The 24,726-nt window shown below is 65.4% G+C and carries 18 protein-coding genes and 4 pseudogenes; 6 read left to right on the top strand and 16 right to left on the bottom strand.

What is annotated here, in order from left to right; translation table 11 throughout:
* Positions 1-75 precede the first annotated feature (75 nt).
* Entirely contained in the window at positions 76-879 is an 804-nt protein-coding gene (locus AB0J47_RS15890; RefSeq protein ID WP_364345906.1) for a hypothetical protein, read from the top strand.
* Here AB0J47_RS15890 and AB0J47_RS15885 read toward each other — a convergent pair whose 3' ends face one another.
* The 8 genes and pseudogenes from AB0J47_RS15885 to AB0J47_RS15850 all read right to left on the bottom strand — a co-directional run.
* Positions 880-1,857 carry a glycine betaine ABC transporter substrate-binding protein gene (locus tag AB0J47_RS15885; protein ID WP_364345904.1) on the bottom strand — a complete coding sequence of 326 codons (978 nt, stop codon included), beginning with the start codon at positions 1,855-1,857 and terminating at the stop codon, positions 880-882.
* The gene (locus tag AB0J47_RS15880; protein ID WP_364345902.1) at positions 1,854-2,591 is read right to left on the bottom strand and encodes an ABC transporter permease; all 738 of its coding nucleotides are present in this window, start codon (positions 2,589-2,591) and stop codon (positions 1,854-1,856) included. The genes AB0J47_RS15885 and AB0J47_RS15880 overlap by 4 nt, the downstream gene beginning before the upstream one ends.
* The gene (locus AB0J47_RS15875; protein ID WP_364345900.1) at positions 2,588-3,853 is read right to left on the bottom strand and encodes an ATP-binding cassette domain-containing protein; all 1,266 of its coding nucleotides are present in this window, start codon (positions 3,851-3,853) and stop codon (positions 2,588-2,590) included. Before AB0J47_RS15875 ends, AB0J47_RS15880 begins: the two co-directional genes overlap by 4 nt.
* The gene (locus tag AB0J47_RS15870) at positions 3,850-4,494 is read right to left on the bottom strand and encodes an ABC transporter permease (RefSeq protein WP_364345897.1); all 645 of its coding nucleotides are present in this window, start codon (positions 4,492-4,494) and stop codon (positions 3,850-3,852) included. The genes AB0J47_RS15875 and AB0J47_RS15870 overlap by 4 nt, the downstream gene beginning before the upstream one ends.
* Positions 4,495-4,746: 252 nt before the next feature.
* Positions 4,747-5,292, bottom strand: a complete 546-nt coding sequence (locus AB0J47_RS15865; protein ID WP_364345895.1) for a hypothetical protein — start codon at positions 5,290-5,292, stop codon at positions 4,747-4,749.
* Positions 5,293-5,590: 298 nt separating this feature from the next.
* The gene (locus AB0J47_RS15860; RefSeq protein ID WP_364345893.1) at positions 5,591-5,950 is read right to left on the bottom strand and encodes a DUF3618 domain-containing protein; all 360 of its coding nucleotides are present in this window, start codon (positions 5,948-5,950) and stop codon (positions 5,591-5,593) included.
* 2 nt (positions 5,951-5,952) lie between these two features.
* Positions 5,953-6,375, bottom strand: a complete 423-nt coding sequence (locus AB0J47_RS15855) for a phage holin family protein (RefSeq protein ID WP_364345891.1) — start codon at positions 6,373-6,375, stop codon at positions 5,953-5,955.
* A 206-nt stretch (positions 6,376-6,581) separates the two neighbouring features.
* Positions 6,582-6,767, bottom strand: a pseudogene (locus AB0J47_RS15850) (IMP dehydrogenase); the annotation flags it as partial.
* A gap of 19 nt (positions 6,768-6,786) precedes the next feature.
* Here AB0J47_RS15850 and AB0J47_RS15845 point away from each other — a divergent pair.
* The gene (locus tag AB0J47_RS15845) at positions 6,787-7,035 is read left to right on the top strand and encodes a hypothetical protein (protein WP_364345889.1); all 249 of its coding nucleotides are present in this window, start codon (positions 6,787-6,789) and stop codon (positions 7,033-7,035) included.
* 146 nt (positions 7,036-7,181) lie between these two features.
* On the opposite strand, the gene AB0J47_RS15840 is transcribed toward AB0J47_RS15845, so the two are convergent.
* Complete coding sequence (locus tag AB0J47_RS15840) at positions 7,182-7,532, bottom strand: Lsr2 family protein (protein WP_364345887.1); 351 nt, start codon at positions 7,530-7,532, stop codon at positions 7,182-7,184.
* Between the two features lie 391 nt (positions 7,533-7,923).
* A pseudogene (locus tag AB0J47_RS15835) lies at positions 7,924-8,289 on the bottom strand (ester cyclase); the annotation flags it as partial.
* 132 nt (positions 8,290-8,421) lie between these two features.
* Between AB0J47_RS15835 and AB0J47_RS15830 the strand changes: the two are divergent.
* Positions 8,422-11,838, top strand: a complete 3,417-nt coding sequence (locus AB0J47_RS15830; RefSeq protein ID WP_364345885.1) for a protein kinase — start codon at positions 8,422-8,424, stop codon at positions 11,836-11,838.
* A 386-nt stretch (positions 11,839-12,224) separates the two neighbouring features.
* On the opposite strand, the gene AB0J47_RS15825 is transcribed toward AB0J47_RS15830, so the two are convergent.
* Positions 12,225-13,364, bottom strand: coding sequence for an acyl-CoA dehydrogenase family protein (locus AB0J47_RS15825; protein WP_364345883.1), 1,140 nt, complete (start codon positions 13,362-13,364; stop codon positions 12,225-12,227).
* A gap of 96 nt (positions 13,365-13,460) precedes the next feature.
* On the opposite strand from AB0J47_RS15825, the gene AB0J47_RS15820 reads away from it, so the two are divergent.
* Together AB0J47_RS15820 and AB0J47_RS15815 are read left to right on the top strand one after the other, a co-directional pair.
* Entirely contained in the window at positions 13,461-14,045 is a 585-nt protein-coding gene (locus AB0J47_RS15820; protein ID WP_364345881.1) for a TetR/AcrR family transcriptional regulator, read from the top strand.
* A gap of 82 nt (positions 14,046-14,127) precedes the next feature.
* A complete protein-coding gene (locus tag AB0J47_RS15815) occupies positions 14,128-15,249 on the top strand; it encodes a CapA family protein (protein ID WP_364345879.1) in 1,122 nt (373 codons plus the stop codon).
* Here AB0J47_RS15815 and AB0J47_RS15810 read toward each other — a convergent pair.
* Positions 15,230-15,898, bottom strand: a pseudogene (locus AB0J47_RS15810) (phosphoribosyltransferase); the annotation flags it as partial. The gene AB0J47_RS15815 and the pseudogene AB0J47_RS15810 overlap by 20 nt on opposite strands.
* Before the next feature lie 58 nt (positions 15,899-15,956).
* Positions 15,957-16,673: a carbonic anhydrase gene (locus tag AB0J47_RS15805; protein ID WP_364345877.1), complete on the bottom strand. Its 717-nt coding sequence runs from the start codon at positions 16,671-16,673 to the stop codon at positions 15,957-15,959.
* A 191-nt stretch (positions 16,674-16,864) separates the two neighbouring features.
* Between AB0J47_RS15805 and AB0J47_RS15800 the strand changes: the two genes are divergently transcribed.
* Entirely contained in the window at positions 16,865-17,698 is an 834-nt protein-coding gene (locus tag AB0J47_RS15800; protein ID WP_364345875.1) for an FAD/NAD(P)-binding oxidoreductase, read from the top strand.
* 316 nt (positions 17,699-18,014) lie between these two features.
* Here AB0J47_RS15800 and AB0J47_RS15795 read toward each other — a convergent pair whose 3' ends face one another.
* The 3 genes and pseudogenes from AB0J47_RS15795 to AB0J47_RS15785 all read right to left on the bottom strand — a co-directional run bounded on the left by AB0J47_RS15795 (position 18,015) and on the right by AB0J47_RS15785 (position 24,673).
* A complete protein-coding gene (locus tag AB0J47_RS15795; protein WP_364346091.1) occupies positions 18,015-18,350 on the bottom strand; it encodes a hypothetical protein in 336 nt (111 codons plus the stop codon).
* 144 nt (positions 18,351-18,494) lie between these two features.
* A pseudogene (locus AB0J47_RS15790) lies at positions 18,495-18,964 on the bottom strand (molybdopterin-dependent oxidoreductase); the annotation flags it as partial.
* A gap of 246 nt (positions 18,965-19,210) precedes the next feature.
* Positions 19,211-24,673 (bottom strand): carboxyl transferase domain-containing protein, encoded by a 5,463-nt coding sequence (locus AB0J47_RS15785; protein ID WP_364345873.1) that lies wholly within the window; start codon positions 24,671-24,673, stop codon positions 19,211-19,213.
* Positions 24,674-24,726: the final 53 nt, after the last annotated feature.

The raw sequence follows: 24,726 nt of genomic DNA, 5'->3' as shown, positions 1-24,726 counted from the left end.
CTCGGTCCGCGGCTTATCCCCGTCGCTTCGGGAAACAGCCGCTTCGTGCCGCCTGCATGAAGTACGGTCAGGCCCATGTCCGAGGACTGTGTGGAGCGATCCGAGGTAGCGCAATCCAACACCTACAACTGGGAGGTCGTGGGCAGCGGTCCCGCCGGGGATTCCGTCGTCGACTCCGGTGACGGCGAATTCGGAATTCTCGATGACTGCACCGGCCGCATGTGTACCAACCACATCGAGGTCGGCACCGCGGTGTTCGACCGGGTCGTCGCGGACATCATGATCGAGTACCGAAACGCGGTGCTCGACGCCCGCCTCGAAGACGAACCCGACCCGGCACCGCCGCTGCACCGGGTCAGCATGCAGGTCCGTGACGGCAACGGCGTCGAAATGCTCTCGACGACAGCAGCATTGACCTATCCGGTCGTCACCGGTGCGGACACCGAAACCTACCGTAAGCAAGTGGCGTTGGCCGAGAAACGGGAACGTAGGCGACGCGAACGCCGCGATAAAGCCATTGCCGCCGGAACCTCCGCCCCACGCTCGGGACCGGCTGATCCCAGACTGGCCGGACTCATCCTCAATCTGCGCGTCGAGGCCGATACTGTGCGCGAGGAAGTCCCCGACGCCGACCACTGCCGAGAACAATTGGCTTTGGCCCAGAACACCGTCCAAGCGGCAACCGAAGCAGCGGCACGCGCACAAATAAACGGAACGCGAGCCGAGTTCGAACATGCCCACGCATTCATCCAACGGTGGACGCCGCGGATAAACCGCTGGGCCGCATTCCTCGAACTGACCACCGAGGCATACGCCGACGCGGACGCCGTCGACGCCCTCGCCGACCGCATCAGCCTGCAACCCCCACCCGAGCCGTAGCTACTCGATCAGCTTCTCGCTCTTCAGCCAGTCGTAGGCGACGTCGGCGGGATCCTCGCCGTCGATATCGACGCGGCCGTTGAGGTCCTGCATCAGTTCGTCGGTGAGATGTTCGGAAATCGTGCCGAGCAGGGTTCGCAACTGCGGGTAGCGGTCGAGGACGACGCCGCGAACGACCGCGGTGCCGCTGTAAGGCAGGAAGAACTTCTTGTCGTCGTCGAGGACAACCAGGTTCAGGTTCTTGACGCGGCCGTCGGTGGTGTAGATCATGCCGAAATTGCACGGCGCGCCCTTGGCGGTCGCCGTGTAGACGACACCGGCGTCCATGCGCGTGACATTTCCGGCAGGCACACCGTTCGGATCGTTGTAGGGGATCCCGTACTTCTTCAGCATCGGAATGAAACCGTCTGAGCGGCTGAAGAATTCGTCGTCGACACAGAAGGTCCGATCGGGCACCGGGAGCGCGGCCACGTCGGACAGCGACTGCACCTGTAGGCGTTCGGCATTCGACGTAGACGCGCCGAAGGCGTATGTGTCGTTGAAATTCGCCGGCGGCAGCCACTCCAAGTCGTGGTCGCTCTTTTCGATGTCGTGGACCCGCTGCCAGAGTTCCTTCGGATCCGAGATCGTCTCGGTCTCGTTGTGGTAGTTGACCCAACCGGTGCCGGTGTACTCCCACAACACATCGGCATCGCCGTTGAGCTGGGCCTGTCGAGACGATGCGGAACCCGGCGCCCCGGTCAGATCGGTGACGTGGGCGCCCGCCGCGGCCAGGTAGGTCGCGGTGATCTTGCCGAGCAGTATGCCCTCGGTGAAGCTCTTCGAGGTGACGACCAGCTTCGCACCGTCCAGTGGCCGCTCACCGCCGGGCAGCCGTGCATCGTGGAATGTTCCGGACGAGCTCACCAGACCGCACCCGGCGAGCAGCGCCGTCGTCGCGACGAGCGCCGAAACCAGAGTGGCCAGTGGCGATTTCATGAGACACCTCGCGGCGTCGCGGCCAGTTCGACGAGTCTGCCGAGCCAGTCGATGATCAGTGCGAGCAGCCCGACGAGGATCGCGCCGGAGATCAGCAGTTTGGGCAGGAAGAGGGTGACGCCGGTGGTGATCAGCGTGCCGAGGCTGGTCGCGCCGATGAAGGTACTCAGCGTCGCGGTACCGGCCAGAATGACCAGCGCGGTGCGCACGCCGTTGAGGATCACCGGCACCGCGAGCGGGAGTTCGACCTGAAACAGCGTCCGCGTACCCGAGAACCCGATACCCCGCGCGGCCTCGATGGTGCGCTGATCCACCTGCCGCAGCCCGACGATCGTGTTCTGCAGGATCGGCAGGATCGCGTACACGACGAGACCGACTATCGCCGTGCGGAATCCGGTGCCCAGCCAGAAGGTGAACAAGACGAGCAGACCGACCGCGGGCGCGGCTTGGCCGATATTGGCGATATTGACGGCGAGCGGCTCGAAGCGCTTCAAGCCTGGACGGGTCAGTGCGATACCGAGCGGAATCGCGACGACAACCACGATCACCGTTGCGACCACGGTCAGCTTGATGTGGGCGAGGATCGTGGTCTGCAGATTGGCCCAGCCGAGTGACGCCCGCTCTGTCGGGGTGAACGTCGTCGCGCGATACCAGATGACGTATCCGATGGCGATGACACCGATGACGAGCGGTTCGAACCACACGTCGATCGGAATGCGGCGCAGGCGATTCATGACTGCCCGGCCGATCCGAGCTCGTCATCGGCGAAGACCACCGGTGTCGGCGCCGGATCGGTTCCCTCGACGTACGTCTCGTACGACAGGTCCTCGCCATCGCCGGTCCCCTCGGCGAGTTTGGTCCGGATCACCTCTGTCACCGAGTTGATGCTGAGCGAGCCGACGACCGCGCCACGGCCGTCGGTGACGAGCGTGGCACCCTGGCTGGTCGCGAGCATGGCGTCGAGCGCGTCATTGAGGGTCGAAGATCGTGCGACGACGGGCAAGCGCCGATCGAGGAAGTCGGAAACCTCCGGTTTCGTCGCGACCTCGGTGAGTGATGGCCACGATCGCGGGCGCCCGGCCTCGTCGACGACGACGATCCAGGTGTGTCCGGCGGCCTTCGCGCGTTCGATCACCCCGTGCGCCGACTCCCCCACCCGAGCGGTGATCACCTCGTCGTAGGCGACATCACGCACCCGCGACACGGTCAGATACGCCAGCTTCGCGCCGGATCCGACGAACTCCTCCACGAACGGCGTGGCCGGGTCGGTGAGAATTTCCTCCGGGCGCGCGTACTGCTCGACGTGTCCGCCTTCGGACAGGATGAGCACCTTGTCACCGAGTTTGGTGGCCTCCTCGAAGTCGTGCGTGACGATCACGATGGTCTTTCCGAGTTCGTGCTGGATGGCGATCAGACTGTCCTGCAGGCGAACCCGAGTGATCGGGTCGACCGCGCCGAACGGCTCGTCCATGAGCAGGACCGGCGGGTCGGCCGCGAGCGCGCGGGCGACGCCGACCCGCTGCTGCTGTCCGCCGGACATATCTTTCGGCAGCCGGTCGGCGAAGGTGCCCGGGTCCAGACCGACCAGATCGAGCAGATACTCGGTGCGTTCGGCGATCCGCTTCCGGTCCCACCCGAGCACCCGGGGGATGGCGCCGACATTCTTGGCGACCGACCAGTGCGGGAAGAGCCCACCGGACTGGATGACGTATCCGATCGACTGCCGCAGCTTGTCCGGATCTTCCCGGGTGACATCGCGTCCGCCGATGAAGATCCGGCCGTCGGTGGGCTCGATCAGCCGATTGATCATCTTGAGTGTGGTCGTCTTACCGCAGCCGGACGGGCCGACGAAGGCGACGATATCGCCGGCGTCGATTTCCAGGTCGAGCCGCTCGACTGCCGGTTTCTCCTGGCCCTTGTAACGCTTGACAACCGAGTCCAACTTGATGGACGCGCCGGTGACATTGCGCTCCGGCTGGTTGGTCACATCGGTCATGACAGTCCCTTTGCGATCGTGAGGCGTCCGAGCAGGACGAGGAGCGCGTCGAACACCAACGCGATAAGGACGATGAGAATGGTGCCGGTCAGCGCCATTTCGAGCGCGTTCGCGCCACCGAGCCGCGAAAGGCCGTTGAAGATCAGCGATCCGAGGCCGGGTCCGAGGACATAAGCGACGATGGCGGCGACACCGACGATCATCTGGGTGGACACCCTGATACCGGTGAGGATCACCGGCCAGGCAATCGGCAATTCCACGGTCAACAGAATGCGCCATCGCGAAAAGCCGATCCCGCGTGCGGATTCGACGACCGAGGTGGGCACCGACCGCAAGCCGACGATCGCATTGCCGATCACCGGCAGTGCGGCGAAGAACGCCAACATGATGAACGACGGGACCACGCCGAGTCCGAACGGGACCAATAGCAGTGCCAACAGCGCGAGCGAAGGAATGGTCAGCGCGACCCGGCTCGAGGTCAGCGAAAGTGCGGACATCAGTGGAAGCCGATATACCGCGACCGCGATGAGAACAGCGACGACAGTCCCGACCAGCACCGTCTGAAATGCCAGGGAGGCATGCTGATACGTCAGAAACGCCAGAGTCTCTCCCCGTCCTCGGATGTAACTCCACAAGTGCACGGGATTCCCATCGTCAGCCGAAGACCGGTCGGTACCTATCTGCGCGCAGTAACCAGACGCGCGAATTGCCAAAGAGTAAACGAAACCGCCGCTCGGTGCTCGATGGCGCGCGGCGGCGAATGGGTCACCGTATCAGCGACGACTCGCGGTAGCGACGGGCTTACCGTGGAAGCGGGCTGAACGACACGAGTCCCTGCATGCCAACGCTGTTCGGTAGCGGCACACAGGGACTCGACGTGTTCGCGGTCCGGATCAGGGAGTGGAGTAGCCGATCAGCGCGCCGATTCCCGCGCCGATCGGGATAGTGACGAGGGCACCGACGCCACCGAGGAAGAAGCCGATCACAGCGCCGATGCCGGCGCCGATGAGCGCGCCGATACCGGCGTTGTACTGCTTGCGAGCGATCGTGTCGGAGGCCTCGTCGATTGCCTGCGCCGTCCGTGTGGTGTCGGATTGCGCTGTGAGGGTGAGGGTTCGGCCGTCGTTGGCGATCGCCGGCGTCAGGGCGACGGTCCCGGCTGCGGTCTGCAGTCCCAGCGGTATCGAGGTCACCGCATTGCCGGCGGCGTCGGTGAGGGTGATCGAAAGAGCATCGGCGGCCACGGTGAACCGTCCGGCCTCGACGGTGGTACTGACACCTCGGCGGTCTGCTGTCGGTGCGGTGATGAAGTTGATGCCGTGATCGGTTGCCTGCACGGTGGTGTCGGTCGTTACCGGCTGGGCCTGCACGGCGCCCGCGGTAATGCCGGTCGCACCGATCGCGAGCAGGGCGGTGGCGGCGAACTTGGTGGCGCTCATGGTTTTCCCCACATTCCATCGGCTGTCGCGCGCGCCGACACGTGCTGAAAGCCCGTGCCGGGCCACGTGATTCAGTCGACCACATCTGTGATCGAAAGGTAATAGTACCGTCCGGGGGCAACCCCTGCGGGCTCCGATTCTGACGGGGTGGGTGCCGATCGCGTTGCCGCCCAACATTTCCGGTGCGGAAAGCTGTCAGCGGATGGCGCGGGTTCGCAGGTCCCTACCAGCCCGAACGAGACGTCGAAGGTCCCTCGATCTCGGGCAGAATGGTGCGGTGAGTGGACTATTCAGACACTCACCGATTGCGACGGCCACGTAGTATCAGCCACGTCACCAAGGCCGCGATGGCGGCGGTGGCCACGGCTGCCAAGGGCGCCGGCCGACTGCGCGTCACGGCGGCGAACTGGACGGCGCGGTCTTGGGTGGCGGCGCTGGCCTTCTCTCGCTTCTCATGCACGGTTTCGGCCGCATGGTGCACCTTCGCGCGGGCGTTGTCCACGCTCTGATGCAGTTCTGCCTCGGCTCTGCCCTTCACATCGAGCTTGCCGGTCAGTTCCGCCATGGTCTGTCCCAGCTCTTGTCTGGCCAGGTCGCGGTCGGCGCGCAGCAGTTCCGCCTCGGGCGACCCGACTGGGGGGTTGCTCTCGTCACTCATCGCTATCCTCCGATCTTGATCGCATGGATGTCTTGCTGTACGCCGGTGAACGCCTCCTGCGGGACCGGCGGGACCGCCTTCTGCAGGTCCTTCTTGCCGATGAGGGCCAAGACGCCGCCAACGAGCAGCAGTACCACTCCAACGATCAGCGCAGCGGCCCAGCCCGACAGCGGGCCCGCTAGGGCGATGATCGCCGCGGCGATAACGGCGGCGCAGCCGTAGCACGCCGTGAGCGCCCCGGCACCGGTCACAACCGCGCCGCGACCCAGACGTTTGCCTTTGCTTCGCACCTCGAGTTCGGCGAGCTTGATCTCGTCCCGGATCAGGTGGGCCATTTGCTCGGTCGCATCGTTGACGAGTTCGATAACCGACCGTGTCTCCGTGGGCGAAGTTTCGATCGACGACCCGGTGGGTGTTTCGGTCATGGCGATTCCTAGGTACTCGGGAAAAAGCTCCAGATACGACCGAGATGGCCCACTATGCGACTTTCAAACCCCCGCCGGCCAGATCGGTTGGATGGGGGCAGCGATGCCCGTGGCGGTGGATCGACATCGAAGCCGCCGAATTCGGAAGGCACCCGCAGTCGACCGAAACCTTTGCGCCGGAATTCGAGTGCAGTGCAGAATCCGGATCAGGGCCGCAAGAGGGTTTTGATGGCACGGCGGTCGTTCATGGCGCGGTAGCCGTCGGCCACCTGCTCGAGCGGCAGAGTGAGGTCGAAGACCTGGCCGAGGTCGATGCGGCCGGTCAGGACGCGGTCGATGAGATCGGGCAGGAAGCGCCGGACCGGGGCGAGGCCGCCACGCAGCCCGACGCGTCATCGGTGAATTGGTCAGTTGCAAGGCTTCGCCGCCTGCGGTGACCGTGAAGTCCGCGATTTCGTGCGGGCGCGACTGGCCTACATGTGGGACACGGTTGCCGATACGACAGGCCTCGCCCCGGTGACGGTGAAGTCGTTCCTCGCCTTCGGTATGCTGCTCAACAACGTGGCCGCCGTCGAAGTGGACGAGCCGTGGGCCAAGGGGGTTCGCACTCGTATCCAAGCGGGCCTGTTCGAGCACATCACAGCGGACACCAACCGATGAAATCGGCCCCCTGTGTGACCAGGAGAAATCTGGCATTACGCCGCCAAGATGGGAATACCCGATCATCGAATTCGAGGTGCGCGACCTCATGCCGACGCCCATCGAATACGAACGGTCGACGAAAATAGCAGAATGTCAGGGACGGTTTACTTCCTCGCGGCGTTGTAGGCGGCGACGATGTCGGCGGATATCCGACCGCGCGCCGATACCTGATGGCCGTTTTTGCGGGCCCATTCGCGGATCGCGAGCGACTGGTCCCGATCCGCCGTCGACCGAAAATCTTTGCTGCCGCCTCCGCTCTTGGACCTGACCTTCAGCCGCCCGGTCTTGCGGGCCTTCTCCGTCCAAGGATCCAGATCGGCACGGAGCTTTCCGGCATTCTTTTTCGACAGATCAATCTCATAGGTAACGCCGTCGAGGGAGAACAGAACGGTCTCATCGGCTTTCGACGTGCCATCCAAATCATCGACCATGGTAACGGTCACCTTCTTCGCCATGAGTCAGCCCTTCATCTATGAGCATTTTCTTCGGCATGCTGATGGTATCTGTCATTATATCTAATAGTGCAGCGCGATATGTTGATGCACAAGCACGGCGGAGCAGACGACCATTGGAATCCGTCCGATAAATGCGAGCAACATTTCAGGACGGCCGAACCACCTCGCACACCGGTCCGAGCAGCGCGGGATATGAGCCAGTCGAGTCGCGCGAGCGAAATCGGGTATGGACTCCCGCGCACTGCTCGACTGGCGGCGAAAATGCGTCAAGGCGAACTGTGTGTCCGCTCGATCCTGAAACAGGGGCGACGGGAGTAACGCACGCATGCCGGGCAAGCGTGTTACGCGCGCCCGGTGCCCCGGTCGAATAAGTGCGGGTCGTGCGCGTTGACGAGAAGGAGGTCCGACTCGGCTTCGGATGGCTCGACATGCCGAGCAGTCCCCGCAGCACACGGAAGACCAGCGGCCACTTACGTGGGTCGCGCAGGATCACACCGCCGATGAGCTGTTTGAGCATCGACAGTGTGTCGAAGTAAATGCGCTCCACGATCAGGTTCTCGTTGTCGTCGAATACGAAGTACGCCGTCATCCGGGTGCGGTGCCGGGAACCGGCGGGCGGTATGCCGCCAAGCGGACCCAAATGTGTTCCAAGTAGCCAGAATTCGACGATTACCGCGTCGGCGCTGTGCCGCAACGCGATGATCTCGTGGTCCTGATCCGGAAATGCGACGCGGGTGTCGTGGTAGTAGCCGCGGACCTGAATCGACCGATCCGGACCGGCACTATTCCACTCTGGACAACGCCTCGTTACCGCCGTTCCACAACGGCGCTATGGTTGAGACACAGGTCGGGATGGATGCGCTGACGCGGAGGTGCCGCCGAATATTCGATGGACGAGCTAGACGAGGCCGCGACACAGCGCGACCGCCCAACCGGAATCCCGGCGGAACTAGCGGCGGCCGGATTCGGCGACGCGACCGAAATCGGCCGTGGCGGATTCGGCGTCGTGTATTGCTGCTACGAATACGCACTCGAACGCTACGTCGCGCTCAAATTGCTCAGATCCGAGGTCAGCGGCGACGAGCGCGAGCAATTTCTCCGAGAACAGCGGGCACTAGGTCGACTGTTCGGGCACCCCCATATCCTGCAGGTGCTACAGGTCGACATCACCGCCACCGGCCGCCCCTATATTGTCATGCCGTTCTACGCATGCGGCTCGCTGGAGACCGTGCTGCGGGATTCGGGACCACTGCGCTGGTCGGAGGTGCTTTCGATCGGCGTGAAGATGGCCGCGGCGCTGGCCGCCGCCCATGCGATCGGCATTGTGCATCGCGACGTGAAGCCCGGCAATATCCTGCTCACCGATTACGGTGAACCTCAGCTCGCCGACTTCGGCATCGCCCAATTCGGCGACGTCACCACGTCCTCCCTGCAGACCGTCCAGGGCACGCCCGCATTCACCGCACCCGAGGTGCTCAGCGGTGCGACGCCAACGCCGATCTCGGATATCTACGGCCTAGGCGCTACGTTGCACTGCTTACTGGCCGGGCGAGCAGCGTTCGCACGCCGCACCGGCGAACCGCTGCAAGTTCAACTGGCCCGCATCGCCACCGCCGCCATACCCAGTCTGCGCGATCAGCACATCCCCACGGCGGTGTGCGCGGCAATCGAGGCGGCGATGGCGGCGAAGCCGGACGAACGACCGACCTCGGCGATCGAGTTCGGGGAATGGCTGCGCCGGGTGCAGCACGAAACAGGCCTGGCGGTGGACGCACTGGCATTGCCGCCCACGGTCATCGAATCCGGTTCGGCCACGTCGGTTCCCGTGGCCTCGCACACCCCGGGTACGGTGACACCGCCCCCACCGCCCAGCACGGCAACAAAATTCCGGCCGCCGGCCGCACCCCATACGATGATTGCCCGCACCCGGCTGCTGGTGCTATTGCGTGGCGGCGGCGACCGACGACTCACGCTGATCCATGGACCGGCCGGATTCGGCAAGACCACCTTGGCTCTGCAATGGGCCACCGCGCTGGCGGCTGAGGACGTCCCGGTGGCGTGGCTGACCGCCGACCCCGACGACAACAATATCGTCTGGTTCCTTTCCCACCTGGTCGAGGCAATCCACCGCGTCGCTCCGGCGCTTGCGCGTGAACTCGGCACGCTGCTCGAGGAACGATCGTCCGACACGGCGAGATACGTGCTGTCCGCGCTGATCGACAAAATCCACTCGGGTGGACAAACGATGGTGTTGGTGATCGATGACTGGCACCGGGTGCACGGCGAAACCACCTGCGCCGCATTGGATTACCTACTCGAGCACGGTTGTCACCACCTGCGGCTGGTCATTGCGAGCCGGAGCAGAGCGTGCCTGCCGCTCAGTCGCATGCTGGTGCAAGACGAGCTGGTCGAAATCGATGTCGCGCAGCTGCGTTTCGATCCGCAGGAAACCGATGCTTTCCTGGCCGAGTCCGGCGGTTTGTCGTTGTCCACCGACGATGTGAGTCGCCTGCAGGAAACGACCGAAGGCTGGCCTGCCGCACTGCAATTGGCTTCGCTGTCATTGCGCGGCCACGATCATCCCGCCACGTTCATCGACCAGCTCACCGGCCGCCACCGGGCACTCGCCGATTACCTCGCCGAGAACGTGCTCGACTCACTCGAACCGCCACTGCTGGATTTCCTGCTGGACACGGCGATCACGGAGCGAATTTGCGCCGATCTCGCGATTCAGCTGACGGACCGATCCGACAGCCAGGAACTACTCGAAGAGATAGCCGACCGAAATCTATTCCTACGCCGCCTCGACGAAGAGGACCAGTGGTTCCAATATCACCACCTGTTCGCCGACTACCTGCGGCGCCGACTGGTCCGCCGTGATCCCGCACGCCTGGCACAACTGCACCGCCGTGCGGCCGAATGGTGCGATGAACACGAGATCGTCTCCGCCGCAGTCGATCACGCACTGGCCGCCGGTGATCCGGACTACGCCGCGAATATGGTCGAACGACGGGCCATGGACCTCATCGAAGGCTCCCGCATGGCGACGTTCCTCGGCTTGCTGACGAAACTGCCGCAACCCTCGGCGCAGGCACGACCAAGGCTGCAGATCTGCCGGGCCTGGGCCAACGTCGGACTGCAACGCTCGGAACAGGTTCAGCTTGCGCTGGAAGACTTATATGCCGAACTGGATGCCGGTGCGGCGACCGGTACCGAGGCGACCAAGCTGCGAGTAGAGGCGGAAACGGTTGCGGGTGCCGGACAATTCGTCACCGACCGATTCGATGGTCTGCCGGAGCTGCTGGCCCGGCATCTCGAGGATGCCGACACACCGTTCACCGCCACGAACGCCGCGAATCTCGCGTCCATCGATGCGCTCAACCGTTTCGACTTCGCCGAGGCCCGCCGCTGGCAACAATGGGCAGCTCCATATCACCGTCGCAGCAAAGGCGCGTTCGGGGTGATGTACGGCAGGTGCGTCGCCGGCCTCGCGGCCCTCGAGCAGCTCGACATCGCCGCCGCCGAAGAGCATTTCGATGCCGCCATCACCCGTACGCGACGCGGCCGCTCGCAAACCTACGGTTCACGGATGTCCGGTGCCCTCCTCGGCTCCATCCGCTACGAGCAGAACCGCCTCGACGAAGCCGAGCAACTACTCGATTCCAGCGCTGATCTCGGCCGCCACGGCGGCGCCGTCTGGTTCCTGCTCGCCAGCTTCGGCACCGGCGCACGCATCAAAGCAATACGCGGCGACCTCGCCGCCGCCGAACAACGCATTACCGAGGGGGCGGAAATCGCGGAGCACGAGTCACTGCCGCGCTTGGCCGCCCGCATGGTCAACGAGCGCATCCGCCTCGGTCTGCCGATTCCACTCGAAACTCGCGACGCGCTCCGGCAGCTGCCGCCATACCGCAAGCAGAACACAATGATTCACGCCGGAATCGCCGAACTCGAACAAGACTCCGCGATCCGGCTGCTGTTGGCCGATCGCTCGGCTGATCAAGCCTGCGATCGAGCCGAGCAGATGGTGCGCGTGATCGAAACCCAGCAGCGCCCAAGAGCATTCATCCAAGCGCAACTGTTGCGGGCGGGCTGCCTGTGGGTCGCCGGACGCCGACGGACCGCCGCGGAGACCGCACTACCCGCGTTGATGCTGTGCGCCGAGCACGGCCTCGTCCGCACCGCAGCCGACGGGCCACACATCTCGGCGATCGCGACCGAAACGCGCTACGACGACGCACCGCCGATCATGCAATTCCTAGCACTGCTCAGGGCAGTAGCGGATACGTCACCATCGGTCCGATGACACCACCGCTACCCGCTCAGCTCCGGACCACCCGCCGAGTTCGATCTGCGTCACGCGCGGACCGAACTGGCGCACCGGGGGAATCGTGGTCACCATGTGGGCAACCATGACTCGCTCGCTCGAGCACACGTGGATGTCACCGGGAAATCGCACGAAATCACCCGCGGCGAGGTCAACGGGTGTCGTTGAGCGGCCCGGTACGCAGCTTGCCGGTCAGTTGAAACGAAGTCATATTCGGCAGAGGCCCACCGCAACCGCAGCGAACGACGAAGAAGCCGAAAGCCCTTCGGCCATGACCGGTGACAACCGGATTCGAGACGTACCCGCCGCAGCGTGCCACCTGATCACCGCGGTACCGAACAGAGCGGCACCGCCAGCACAGCCCGTCAATGCGCGAGGCTGCGTGCTATGACCAGTCGCTGAATCTGGTTGGTGCCCTCGAAGATTTGGGTGATCTTGGCTTCGCGCATGTACCGCTCGACCCGGAAGTCGCGGGTATAGCCGTAGCCGCCGAATACCTGGACCGCGTCGGTGGTGACCTTCATGGCCGCGTCGGTGGCGATCAGTTTGGCCACACTCGCCTGCCGTGAGTACGCCAGGCCCGCATCGCGTCGACGCGCGGCATCGAGATAGGTGGCGCGGGCCGAATCGACCGCGGCAGCCATATCAGCCAGTAGGAACCCGAGACCCTGATGTTCGATGATCGGCTTGCCGAATGCCGAGCGCTCCTTGGCGTAGGCGACGGCTTCGTCGAGCGCGGCCTGAGCCAGTCCGGTCGCGACGGCGGCGATACCGAGCCGACCGGAATCCAGCGCACTCAAGGCGATCTGGAGGCCTTGCCCCTCCGTACCGATCCGACGCTCGACGGGCAGGAACGCGTCGTCGTAGTGCGCGGTCGTAGTCGGCACCGCGTGCAGTCCCATCTTCTGCTCGGGCTTGCCGAAGGTCAGGCCGATGGTCTCACGCGGTACCAGGAAGCAGGAGATGCCGCGCGGCCCCCCGCCCGTGCGCGCGAACAGGTTGTAGAAGTCGGCGATGCCGCCGTGGGTGATCCAGGCCTTGGTGCCGTTGACGAGATAGCCGCCATCGACCGGAGCGGCCTTGCAGGCCACTGCGGCGGCATCTGATCCGGCCTGCGGCTCGGAGAGGCTGTATGCGCCGATCGTGTTGCCGCCCAACATCTCCGGCAGCCAACGCCGCTTCTGCTCCTCGGTGCCGAATGCCAGCATCGGATGGCAGGCCAGGCTGTGCACACTGACCGCCACCGCGATCGCCGCCCACCGCGCGGCGATCTCCTCGAGGACCTGCAGATACACCTCGTACGGCTGGCCACCGCCGCCCCATTCGACCGGGTACGGCAGGCTCAACAACCCGGCCTCCCCCAGCCTCGCGAACACACCATCGGGATAGCTCTCGGCCCGCTCGCATTCATCGACGATCGGGGCGAGGACCTTATCGGCGATGTCGCGGGTCAGCTGGATCAATTCCCGGGCTTCGGTGGTGGGCAGCAGACGTTCGACGGCCACAAGACTCCTCGCCTACGTATAGCAGTACTGAATTACTATGTACAGTACTGGTCGTACCTCGGTACTGCAAGAGACGCTTCAGTACTATTCGCTGCTATGGACCAGCTCACACACGGCGGATTCGCCACTCGGCGGCGTACCGAACTGTTCGACGCGCTGGTCGACCTGTTTCTGACCGAGGGATTCGCGCATCTGACCCTCGATGAGATCGCCGCGCGACTGCGTTGCTCCAAATCGACCCTCTACACCCTGGCGGGCAGCAAGGAACAGCTGGTCCGGGCCGCGACCGTGCACTTCTTCCGCCGCGCCACCGACGATGTGGAGGCCGGTATCGCGCCGATCGCCGATGCCCGTGAGCGCATCACCGCCTACCTGTCCGCGGTCGGTACCGCCCTGGCCGCCGCCTCCGACCGGTTCATGGCCGACTTGAGCGGTTTCGCGCCCGCGCGGGAGATCTACGAGAAGAACACCAGGATCGCCGCCCGCCGGGTCCGCGAACTCATCGATGAGGGGGTCGCGGCGGGCGAATTCCGTGACGTCCACGCCGCCTTCGCCGCCGATATGGTCGCCACCATGATGGTCCGCATCCAGCAGGGCGGGGTGCGCGAACACACCGGACTCGACGATGCCGACGCCTACCGCGAGTTGGCCGCCATCCTGACCGCGGGCATCAGCGCCTAGCGGGGCGACATCCTTCTCGAACCCGGTGACGCGGCGCGGACATCGCCATTTACACCGCCGCGCATTGAACGATGTGGCGGACATGATCGACAATGGTGGCATGGCGACGGTGCTGCTGGGCGGCGACGTCATGCTGGGCCGTGGGGTGGACCAGATTCTCCCGCACCCCGGTGATCCGACGCTGCACGAACGGTATATCGAGGATGCGCGGACGTATGCGGAGTTGGCTGAGCAAATAAGCGGTGAATTTGCCCGCCCGGTGGATTTCGGTCACCCATGGGGTGAGGTCCTGCCGATACTTGCGCAGCTCGCCCCGCAGGTGCGATTGCTCAATCTGGAAACCGCGATCACCGCCGATGGCGCCTTCGCAGCCGGCAAGGGCATCCACTACCGCATGAATCCAGCCAATATTCCGGTGTTGACCGCAATCGCGCCGGTCGTCTGCGCGCTGGCCAACAACCACATTCTCGATTTCGGTGTCGAAGGGCTGGCGGACACGGTGGAAACACTCGATACCGCGCGCATCCAGCGCGCCGGGGCGGGCGTGGATTTCGACGAGGCCCGGACCCCGGCGATATCGGAACTCGATGACGGACGACGAGTGGTAATCGTCTCGGTCGGCGCGGGATCGAGTGGGGTCCCGAACCATTGGGCGGCTGGCCGCGATCGGCCGGGGCTGTGGTGGATCGGAGACGCGCCGAATATTCGCGCCGCCGAGGAGGTGGCGGCAGAAGTATTGGCGCACAAGCGCAATGGCGATATCGCGATCGTTTCCGTACATTGGGGGCCCAACTGGGGCTACGGGGTGCCGCGGAGCGAAAGGCAGTTCGCGCATCGATTGATCGATGCCGGAGTCGACCTCGTGCACGGGCATTCCGCACACCATCCACGGCCGATCGAGATCTATCAGGGCAAACCGATTCTGTACGGGTGCGGTGACGTCATCGATGATTACGAGGGCATCCGCGGCTATGAGCGGTACCGCCCGGAGCTTCGCCTGCTCTATCTGGTGTCCATCGATCCCGGCGTGATGCAGACGCGAATGATTCCACTGCGGATTCGGCACATGCGCCTGGAGTCGGCCGCGCGCGATGAATCTCGATGGCTGTGCGAGACGATCGAGCACATCAGTCACGACTTCGGCACCCGGGTCGCACTGCGCCCCGACGACCTACCGGTGGTGTTCAAGACCGCACGACGCTGAGGTTGCCGCGGAACCAGTCGCGAGCCAGATCCGCCACCTGCTCGAGCGCACCGGGCTCCTCGAACAGGTGCGTCGCACCGGGGACGACGTCGATCTCGCTCGGACACGGCATCCGCAGTTGGGCCTCGCGATTGAGCTCCAGCACGTACTGATCGTTACCGCCGACGATGAGCAGCGTCGGCGCCCGGACGTGCGCCAGTCGCGCACCGGCCAGGTCCGGGCGACCGCCACGGGAGACGATGGCCGCGATCTCGGTGCCGGGTTCGGTCGCCGCCCACAGTGCGGCACCGGCACCGGTGCTCGCCCCGAAATATCCGGTCGGAAGGCCGCTCAGGACCGGCCGCGTGCGCAGCCCACGAGTCACCGCGACGAGACGCTCGGCGAGCAGCTCGATATCGAAAACTCGTGCACGGTCGCCCTCCTCGGTCGCGGTCAGCAGGTCGACAAGCATCGTCGCGAGTCCCGCTCGGTTGAGTACATCGGCGACCAGCCGATTCCGCGGACTGTGGCGACCGCTGCCGCTGCCGTGCGCGAAGACGACCAGACCGGTGGGGCTCTGTGGGACGGCCAGTATCCCCGTCAGCCGGATGGACTCCGACGACACGATGACTTCTTCTGTCCGCGCCAAGGGATCGGATGCGGAGGACAGCATCGAACACCTCCTGCTATCCGGACTACCCGCCCGGTCGGTCGTATGCAAGCCGCGGTCAGGCCGGGGCTCCGTCGAGAACTTCGACCCGCCCGGTGTCGAGGTTGTAGTAGGCGCCCACGACCGAAACAGCGCCACGTTCCACCATCGGCGCGAGGTCGTTGTTGCGTCGCAGATCTTGTGCGGTCAACTCGATCTGGATGCGGCTCATCGTTTCGACCGGGTCGGTGCCCGGCGAATCCATCCGCTCGTATGCCGGTCGCAGTGCCTCCACAATCGACTGCAGATTGCCCGGCAGCGACGTGCCCTCCTGCAGTGCCTTGTATGCCGCGGCCACCGCACCGCAGCGCTGGTGCCCGAGGACCATGATCAATGGGGAGCCACTGGTCATCGGCCCGTATTCGACGGAACCGGTCACGACGGGTCCCACCGCAAGACCGCCGGTACGCATCACGAACAAATCGCCGAGCCCGGTGTCGAACACCAGCTCCGGCGGGACGCGCGAATCGATACAAGCCAGCACGACGCCGTACGGCTGCTGATCCCGGGCCAGCAACTCGCGCCGATCCGGATCGCGGTCAGGATGGTCCAGATTGCCATCGATCCAGCGGCGATTACCTGTCATCAGCCTGTCGAAGGCCGCCTTCGCGGTCTGCGGCGGCGACTGCGTCGTTGGGACCTGATCGGATGACTGATCTCGCCCGCAACCCGCCATCAAGGCGGTCGTCGCAGTAAGGGTGCCGACCAGAACGGTTCGGCGATCGAGCACACCCATGTTTTCACCTCCGTGCTCGGGTGGATCTGCATCGGTTACGAGAACGGCGAACGGTGCCACAGCAATCGCCGCAAGTATGCGCGCGGCTTGAAAGCCGGGTTCCATCCGGCTAGCGAGGCGCGCACAATGGATACGCAATCAATGGATTGAAACGGCCGGCGACGCACTGACTCGCGGGAAAGCGTTCAACCATGTCCATCCCCGAGAACGTTCGAACGCCGACGGTGCTCATCCTCGGAGCCGGGTTCGGCGGGCTGGAACTGGCCGCCTGCCTGTCCGAGTCAGTGCCCGGCGAGGTTCGAGTGGTACTCGTCGACCGTAACAACGGGTTCACATTCGGTTTCTCGAAATTGGAAATCCTTTTCCACGACCGGACTCCGGAATCCGTGCGGGTCAGCTACCGCGACCTGGTCCGTCCCGGCGTCGAGTTCCGGCAGGAGCAGGTCACCGCGATCGACCCGCAGACCCGTCACGTGGACACCGACCGCGCCAGTTACGACCCGGACTTTCTGGTTGTCGCTTTGGGCGCCGATTACGACCCCGCCGCTACCCCGGGGTTCGTCGCGGACGGTCACGAGTACTACTCGATCCCGGGAGCGTGCCGACTGCGCGATCGGCTGGCCGGTTTCGACGGTGGCACCATTCTCATCGCGATATTGAGCGTCCCGTTCAAGTGCCCGCCCGCACCCTATGAGTGCGCGATGCTGCTGCACGAATTACTGAGCCGGCGTGGCATCCGCGACCGTACTCGCATGCATGTGCTGACCCCGATGGACTTACCGATCCCGGTCTCCGCGGACACCTCCGCCGCGCTTGTCGAGGCGCTCGGGCGACGTGGAATCGACTACTCTCCGGGGCAGCGGGTCCATGCGCTCGACCCGAAGAACCATATCGCCCGGACTGGCGCGGGCGACCTCGCCTACGACCTGTTCATCGGCATCCCGACCCATTGCGTCGTACCCGTGGTCGAGGCATCCGGGCTGACCGTCGACGGCGGCGACGGCTGGATCCACGTCGACCCGTGAACCCTCGCCACCCCCTATCCGGGCGTCTACGCCATCGGCGACTGCGCGGACGCTCCGGTTCCCCGCGCCGGGGTTTTCGCCGAAAACGCCGCACGCACGGTTGCAGCGCACATTGCCGCGCAACTGCACCGAACACCCGCGCCCGGGAAGTATCTCGGGCAGGGTTCCTGCTACATCGAATTCGGGGACGGACTCGTCGGCAAGGTAGACGCCGACTTCCTTTCCGGACCGAAGCCGGCCGCACCGTTCGTCACACCCTCGGCCGAATTGGCGACCGAGAAGGCCGAATTCGCTGCAACACGGGTTCGGCGCTGGTTCACCGGACCGTGACCGGGACTTCCTGAATCAGGTTGTTCCCCAGGCCCTGTCGGTTCCAGAATTGCTCGGCCGGTTGCACATTCCCTTCCGCATCGGTGGCGCGGCAGCTCAGTCGGCACTCGCCCGGTCGCGCATCCCAGGTGTAACTCCAACTGCGCCAGGCGAATTCGGCGACGCCGCGCTCCAATTGAGCGTCCTGCCAGCGGCCATCGACACCGACTTCCACGCGGACCACGGGCGAGGTGCCACACCACGCGCGGCCGCGGAGCAGGACCGCACCGGCGTCGACCGTGCGTCGCCCACTCGGGTAGTCGGGAATGCCAGGCGGAATCATCAACGCACGCACCTTGATTCGCGATACCGGTAGCCCCGGATCGTCCGCGTCGCGTTGGTAGCGATAGGCCACCGCCTGTTGTAACCCGGTGAAGGGCCGGTCGACGACTTCGATATTCCGCAGCCATTTGACGCTCGTCATGCCGTACCACCCGGGGACGAGCAGTCGCAGTGGGAAGCCGTGCTGTGGTGGGAGCGGTGTGCCGTTCATTTCGTAAGCGAGCAGAATTTCGGGTCTGCGGCATTCGCTGATGCTCAGGGAGCGTTGATAGTTGTGCTCCACTTTGTCCTGGAATCCGCGATCGGCGCCGGTGAATACGACCTCGACCGCTTCGTCCCGGATACCGCAGTCGTCGAGAATCCCACCCAGTGCGGTGCCCGTCCACGCCGCCGTGCCGATCGCCTCAGACCCCACGGTTGGCTGACGTTGCGCGGGTCCATTCTCGTGCGCCCATTACCCGCGCATTCGAGGGTGACCGGAATCGTCGTCGCCGGTCGCGATCTGATGTCGTCGAGCGACAGCTCCAGTCCACGCTTGACGTATCCGGTCACCCGCAACCGCCATGACGATGCGTCGATCTCCGGGATATCGAAATGAATCAGCAAGTAATGCATGCCGATGGGCGTGATGTCGTACCGCATGCCCTCCAGTTGCATGCCGTGATTGCGCGTCGCCAGCGCGAGTTCGTCGAAGCGGACGCCTTGGGCGCGCGAAACAAGTTCGGTCATCGGCTCGGCCGATCTTCTGATCGAGATGGAACAGCTGTCGGTGTCAGTGTATGACCGCCCGAAGAAACAACAGTCGGCCTATTCGGGGCGCGATGTTGCCCCGAATAGGCCGACCGTTTCAGCGATCAAAGATCAGGCGGGCAGTCCCACCTCGATGGCCTCGATGATGCGCGGGCGAAGTTCGGCGGCGCGGATGATGGCATCGACCGAACCGACCTCGACAGCGCGCTGAATATTGTGCACGCGGTCGAACTCCGCTGCGACCTCACCGAGTTTCTCCGTGCGAACCGAAGACCGGACCTCGTCGCGTTCCGCTGTCAGTGCCGCACGGTCGGCGCCGAGCGCGTTCGCGGCGCGTGCCTCGAGATCGCGCACCCGCGGATCGGCTGCCGTACGGGCATTGACCTCACCGGCGAACACCACCGCGGCCGCGGGGGCGCCGCCGAGTACCGAAGCGAACGAGCCTTCCAGCGCCAGCACGGTCATATTCGGGTTGAGCAGCTTCGAGAACACCACGAAGGCGCCACCGTGATAGCGCGAGATCACGCAGAACACGATGGGGCCCTGGAAGTTGACGATCGCTCGGCCGATCTCGGCACCGTACTCGAGCTGCAACTTCCGCATCGATTCCGGTGAGCCGTCGAAGCCCGACAGATTCGCCAACACCACAAGCGGCCGATTGCCGCTGGCCGCGTTGATCGCCCGCGCGGCCTTCTTCGAAGACTGCGGGAACAACGTGCCAGCCGTGTAGGTGTCCGGGCCGTCGGTGGACGGGTAGCCGCGGCGCGGCACTCCCCTGGACTCGATGCCCAGCAGGCACACCGGAATACCGCCGAGCCGCGCATCCTGTACGACGGCCGTCTCGGCGTCGGCCATCCCGGCCCAGCGTTCCAGCACCGGGTGGTCCTGATCGGCCACGGCTCGCATAACGGTCCGGATGTCGAACGGCTTCTTGCGGTCGGGGTTGGCGGTGGCGGAGAAGATCTCGCCGACCGTGGTGAAGTCGCTGCCCGCCACGACATGCGGGAAGTCCGAGACGTCGCGATCGATGGGGTCGCTGGTGTCCGACCGCCGCGGCGACTGCTCGCCCGGCGCCACATAGGTGTGGTCGTAGTGCGACATCAGCACATCTCGCGCGGCGAGCAGATTAGGCGCCCAGTACTGCGCCTGCCCGTTCGGGCCCATCACCCGGTCGTAACCGCCGATACCGAAGTTGTCCTCGGCCGACACGCCGCCGGAGAAGTCCAGCGCCTGCTTGCCGGTGAGCACCATCGCCGAGTCCGGCGTCATCACCAGGATGCCCTTGGTATGCATGAGCATCGTCGCCTCGGCGTTCCAGTACGGCTGCGCGCCGACGTTGATCCCCGAGACCACGATGTTGATCTCGCCGCCGTCCTGGGTGAATTCGACGATCCGCTTGAGCGCCGCCGCCACCCAGTCCATGTTCTCGGTGCCGGACTGCATCGAGATCCGGGCGCCGGAGGACAGCGCGTACCACTCCAGCGGCACCTGCATCCGTTCGGCCAGGTCCATCGCGGCGATCACGCGACGGCACTCCGGCTCCGAAAGCGCACCGAGCGATTTCGTCGGATCACCGAGCAGCACCACTCTGCTGATGCCGTCCGGATACTGCTCGGTCGCCGTGGTGACCACGCCCGCGACGATCGCGGCCTTATTGCGTCCCTTGGGCCGGTCGACCGGCACGAGCGTGTGATCGGAATCCAGGTCGTACTCGGCGAATTCACCGAGCAGAGCGGTCAGCTCGTACGGGTACACGGTGTTGCGGCTGCTGGCCCGCAGCACCTTCTGCCGGTACTCGTCGATCGGCTCGACCGCCTCGTCGGACCGCTCACCAATGGTCACCTCGGTGCCGCCAGTGGCGTCGAAGGCGATGCGCACGGCGACCTTGATCAGCTCGCCGGTCTTCGGGTGGCGATGCCGCGCGATGAGCAGGATCTCCTCCAGCCCGGCGCCCGCGGTCGTCGGCCGCACCCGATCGACGATCATCTCCAGCTCGGCGCGGGTCATCTCGACCGGCGGCCAGATGTACATCACGATGCGGTTGGTGTGGAACCGCTTGGCCGAGGGCCGCTGCGACTGCGCGCGGCGGATCGAATCCAGGCAGGCGGCAATGGTGCTCTCGGCGGTCGGCAGCGCCAGCAGCCGACCGTCGTGCTCGCGCAATGCGGCCAAGTCTCGTACCTGCGCGAATGCGACGAGACGCTCGTCGGACGCATTCTCCTTCGCGATGCACCGGAACAGGTAGACCTCCTCGTCCGAGGACGGGAGCCGAGTGAGGTCGAACTTGCGCAACCGCTTCATCTGCATCCGCTCCGCGATGTACGGATGCAGGCCGCGGATCAACCGCTCCTCGACCATGCCGGTCGCGGACGGACGGAAGGTGAAGTGATGGTGCATCACCGCACCGCCGCTCCCCGCGACAGTGGCGGTGATCCGGTGGATCTGGTTCGGCAACCGCCGCGCACCGAGCACTTCCTGCAACGCGGCGGCCATCGCGTCGAAGTCCTCCGGCTGCTTCTCCCAGCTCAGGTAGATGTCGGCCTCGATGGAGGAAGTCACGCTCGCCAGCTCGGTGAGACCGCGCAGCACAGTGTCGAGCGCATCGAAACTCACCGCCGCCGAAACCAAGCTCAGGCCCCGACGTTCGGCGATCACGAACGTGCACCCACCGGCCTCCCGGGTGTGCACACCGGTCAGACCCTTGTTCCCGTAGTACCGGCGGGTCAGCACCTCGAGCATGGCGGTGTTGTCGGCACTGCCGCGCACCAGGCGCTGACCGAGCAGCCGCACCAGCGGCTCGGTACTGCGGACCATCTCGGAGATGCGCTCGGCGCGATCCGCCGTCTCCGGGTGCGCATCGAGGTGGCTCAGCTGCTTACGGACATTGGTGTAGACGCGGGCACGATTGCGCCGCAGCAGCGGCTGGCCGAACCAGGAGTACACCAGGCCACGGGTGAGGTCGGCGATCACGGGGAAGCGCACCTGTGTCGCGGTAACCAGCCGCTCCAGTGCCAGACCGACCGGCTCCCGCAGCGCCCGGTCCGGCACCGGCTCGCCCAGCCACTCGCGCAGCAAGGTGGTGATGACGGTGACGGTGTCGGATGGCCGTTGCTGGGCGAGGAAGATCCGGAAGACCGCGGCTTCGAGCTCAGGGGAACGATCCAGTTCGGTGACGCCGTAATGCCCGAGTGCCTTGGCGAGCTCGGCCTGGTACGACTCCGGCAGTCCGGCCCGCTCGACATCGAGGCTCTGCAGGTAGGTGTGGAAGTACTCGCGGGCGCTGTGGACGTGGCCCTGGACGCCGTCCTCATTCCACGACCGGTTGTGGCTCAGCTCGGACAGGTCGGAGAACACCTGCACGAGTTCGATCTCATCGGCAAGGGGCCTGCGGTTGTCCGCGATGGCCGCCCGGCGCACGGCGAGGTAGTGGTCGAGCACCCGGCGCTCGTCATGCGGGTCGACGTCGAAGCCGAGCAGCAAGCTGCGCAGGTCCTGCAGGCTGCGGGCGATGCCGTCGTGCACGCGGTCCGGCGCGGGCTCGTCGGGCAGGTCCAGTTCGACCGACGCGACCTCCACGGCGTCTGCGGCCTCATCGTCCTCGGCGAGCGGCTCCAGCCGCAGCAGCGGCGCGCCGGTCTCGACCTGGGTGCCGACGGTGACAGCGGATTCCTTCAACCGAGCCCGGAACGGCGCGCGCAGCACCGTTTCCATCTTCATGCTCTCGAGTACCAGCACCGGTGCGCCCGCCTCGACCTCGGCACCGACCTCCAGCGGGGTGGCAACGACCAGCGCGGGGGCGGGCGAGCGGACGACGCCACCCTCGTCACGGCTGATCCGATGCGTCACACCGTCGACATCGACCAGGTGGATCGGCCCATGCGTACCGGTGATCACCCGGTAGCGGACGCCGTTGACCACGATCTGCCCGGTGTGGCGGTCGAAGCGCTCGAGATCAATATCCGCGGCACGCATCTCGCCACCCGCTTCGATGCCGACGCGGAACCGGTGCGCACCGATCCGTGCGACGCGCACACGGTAGCCGACGCCACGCAACTTCAGGTCGTGCGGGCGACCGCTCTGGTGCTGCACCTGGGGCCGTCCACCGGCCGCCGTGGACAACAGCCGGTGCCGCTCGACCCGCTCTTCCTCTTCGTAGGCATCGATGGCGGCGACGGCCACCGCGACCGCGGAGTGTTGATGCGATACGAGGCGTCCCTCGGCGCGCACGCGGTCGATCCAGCCGGTGTCCGCGCTGGCGTCGATCACCTCGGGCTGGTTCAGCAGATCGAGCACGAAGCTCTTGTTCGTCGCCCCGCCCTCGATGACGACCCTGGTCTGCGACATTGCCCGGCGCAGCCGGCCCAGCGCTTGCTCGCGGTCTCGTCCGTAGGCGATGATCTTGGCGATCATCGAGTCGAAGTCGGCAGGAATCGTGTCGCCCTCGCTGACGCCGGTGTCGACGCGAATGCCGGGCCCGGCGGGCAGATCCAGCCGCGCGATGCGGCCCGGCGCGGGCGCGAAGTCGCGGTCCGGATCCTCGGCGTTGAGCCGGGCTTCGATCGCGTGCCCGCGTTCGGCCGGAGCTTCGCCCTCGAGCTTGCCGCCCGATGCCACCAGCAGCTGCGCCCGAACCAGGTCGAAACCGGTGGTGTACTCGGTGATCGGGTGTTCGACCTGCAGGCGAGTGTTGACCTCGAGGAATGCGAACAGCTCGTCACCCGGGTGGTACAGGAACTCGACGGTCGCCGCGCCGCGATACTGAACCGCGATCGCCAAGCGCTCGGCCGACGCCTTGAGTTCGGCCACCTGCTCGGGACGCAGCACCGGTGACGCCGACTCCTCGATGACCTTCTGATTGCGCCGCTGCACCGAGCAGTCGCGGACGCCGAGCGCCCATGCGGTGCCCTGGCCGTCCGCGATCACCTGGACCTCGACGTGCCGGGCGCCGGTCACCAGCCGTTCCAGGAAGACCACGCCGCTGCCGAAGGCGCGCGCGGCTTCCTGACGGGTGCGTTCGTAGGCATCGACGAGTTCGGCCTCGTTCGTCACCACCCGGATACCACGGCCGCCACCACCGGCGGTCGCTTTCAGCATCAACGGGTAGCCGATCTCGGCGGCGGCCGCGAGCGCGGCGTCCACGGTCTCGACCGAACCGCGGCTCCACGGCGCGACCGGCACGCCGACTTCCTCCGCGATCAGCTTCGCGCCGATCTTGTCACCGAGCTTGCGCATGGCCTCCGGACTGGGGCCGATGAAGGTGACGCCGATCTGCTCGCACAGCTCGGCGAATGCCGGATCCTCGGCGACGAAACCCCAACCGACCCAGGCGGCGTCGGCCTTGGTCGTGACCAGAGCGCGCTCGAGCGCCTTCAGATCCAGATACGGACGCGCGGACGCCGGACCGAGGTCATAGGCGATATCGGCCTCGCGCACGAATGTCGCGTTCCGATCGACATCGGTGTGCAACGCGACGGTTTCGATCGGTCGCCCGGTCTCCGCGGCCAGATCTCGGACGGCATGGATGAGCCGCATAGCGGCCTCTCCCCGGTTCACGATGGCGATGCGGCTGAACACTCGCCAACTCCTTCCACTCCACAGCACTGGCCCGGTCGGGCGACGGTTTGCGA

The sequence above is a fragment of the Nocardia sp. NPDC049737 genome, from assembly GCF_040674755.1.
In the GTDB taxonomy this organism is placed as follows: Bacteria; Actinomycetota; Actinomycetes; order Mycobacteriales; family Mycobacteriaceae; genus Nocardia.
Note: the sequence above shows the minus strand (reverse complement) of the source record. Positions and strands in the feature narration are given on the sequence as shown.

Bases quoted from the DNA above. Each gene is read 5' to 3' on its own strand.
- AB0J47_RS15815 (WP_364345879.1), top strand. From the start codon at position 14,128: ATGATCGACAATGGTGGCATGGCGACGGTGCTGCTGGGCGGCGACGTC.
- AB0J47_RS15880 (WP_364345902.1), bottom strand. From the start codon at position 2,591: ATGAATCGCCTGCGCCGCATTCCGATCGACGTGTGGTTCGAACCGCTC.
- AB0J47_RS15865 (WP_364345895.1), bottom strand. From the start codon at position 5,292: ATGAGCGCCACCAAGTTCGCCGCCACCGCCCTGCTCGCGATCGGTGCG.
- AB0J47_RS15890 (WP_364345906.1), top strand. From the start codon at position 76: ATGTCCGAGGACTGTGTGGAGCGATCCGAGGTAGCGCAATCCAACACC.
- AB0J47_RS15840 (WP_364345887.1), bottom strand. From the start codon at position 7,532: ATGGCGAAGAAGGTGACCGTTACCATGGTCGATGATTTGGATGGCACG.
- AB0J47_RS15830 (WP_364345885.1), top strand. From the start codon at position 8,422: ATGGACGAGCTAGACGAGGCCGCGACACAGCGCGACCGCCCAACCGGA.
- AB0J47_RS15820 (WP_364345881.1), top strand. From the start codon at position 13,461: ATGGACCAGCTCACACACGGCGGATTCGCCACTCGGCGGCGTACCGAA.
- AB0J47_RS15805 (WP_364345877.1), bottom strand. From the start codon at position 16,673: ATGGGTGTGCTCGATCGCCGAACCGTTCTGGTCGGCACCCTTACTGCG.
- AB0J47_RS15875 (WP_364345900.1), bottom strand. From the start codon at position 3,853: ATGACCGATGTGACCAACCAGCCGGAGCGCAATGTCACCGGCGCGTCC.
- AB0J47_RS15860 (WP_364345893.1), bottom strand. From the start codon at position 5,950: ATGAGTGACGAGAGCAACCCCCCAGTCGGGTCGCCCGAGGCGGAACTG.
- AB0J47_RS15855 (WP_364345891.1), bottom strand. From the start codon at position 6,375: ATGACCGAAACACCCACCGGGTCGTCGATCGAAACTTCGCCCACGGAG.
- AB0J47_RS15795 (WP_364346091.1), bottom strand. From the start codon at position 18,350: ATGATTCCGCCTGGCATTCCCGACTACCCGAGTGGGCGACGCACGGTC.
- AB0J47_RS15800 (WP_364345875.1), top strand. From the start codon at position 16,865: ATGTCCATCCCCGAGAACGTTCGAACGCCGACGGTGCTCATCCTCGGA.
- AB0J47_RS15885 (WP_364345904.1), bottom strand. From the start codon at position 1,857: ATGAAATCGCCACTGGCCACTCTGGTTTCGGCGCTCGTCGCGACGACG.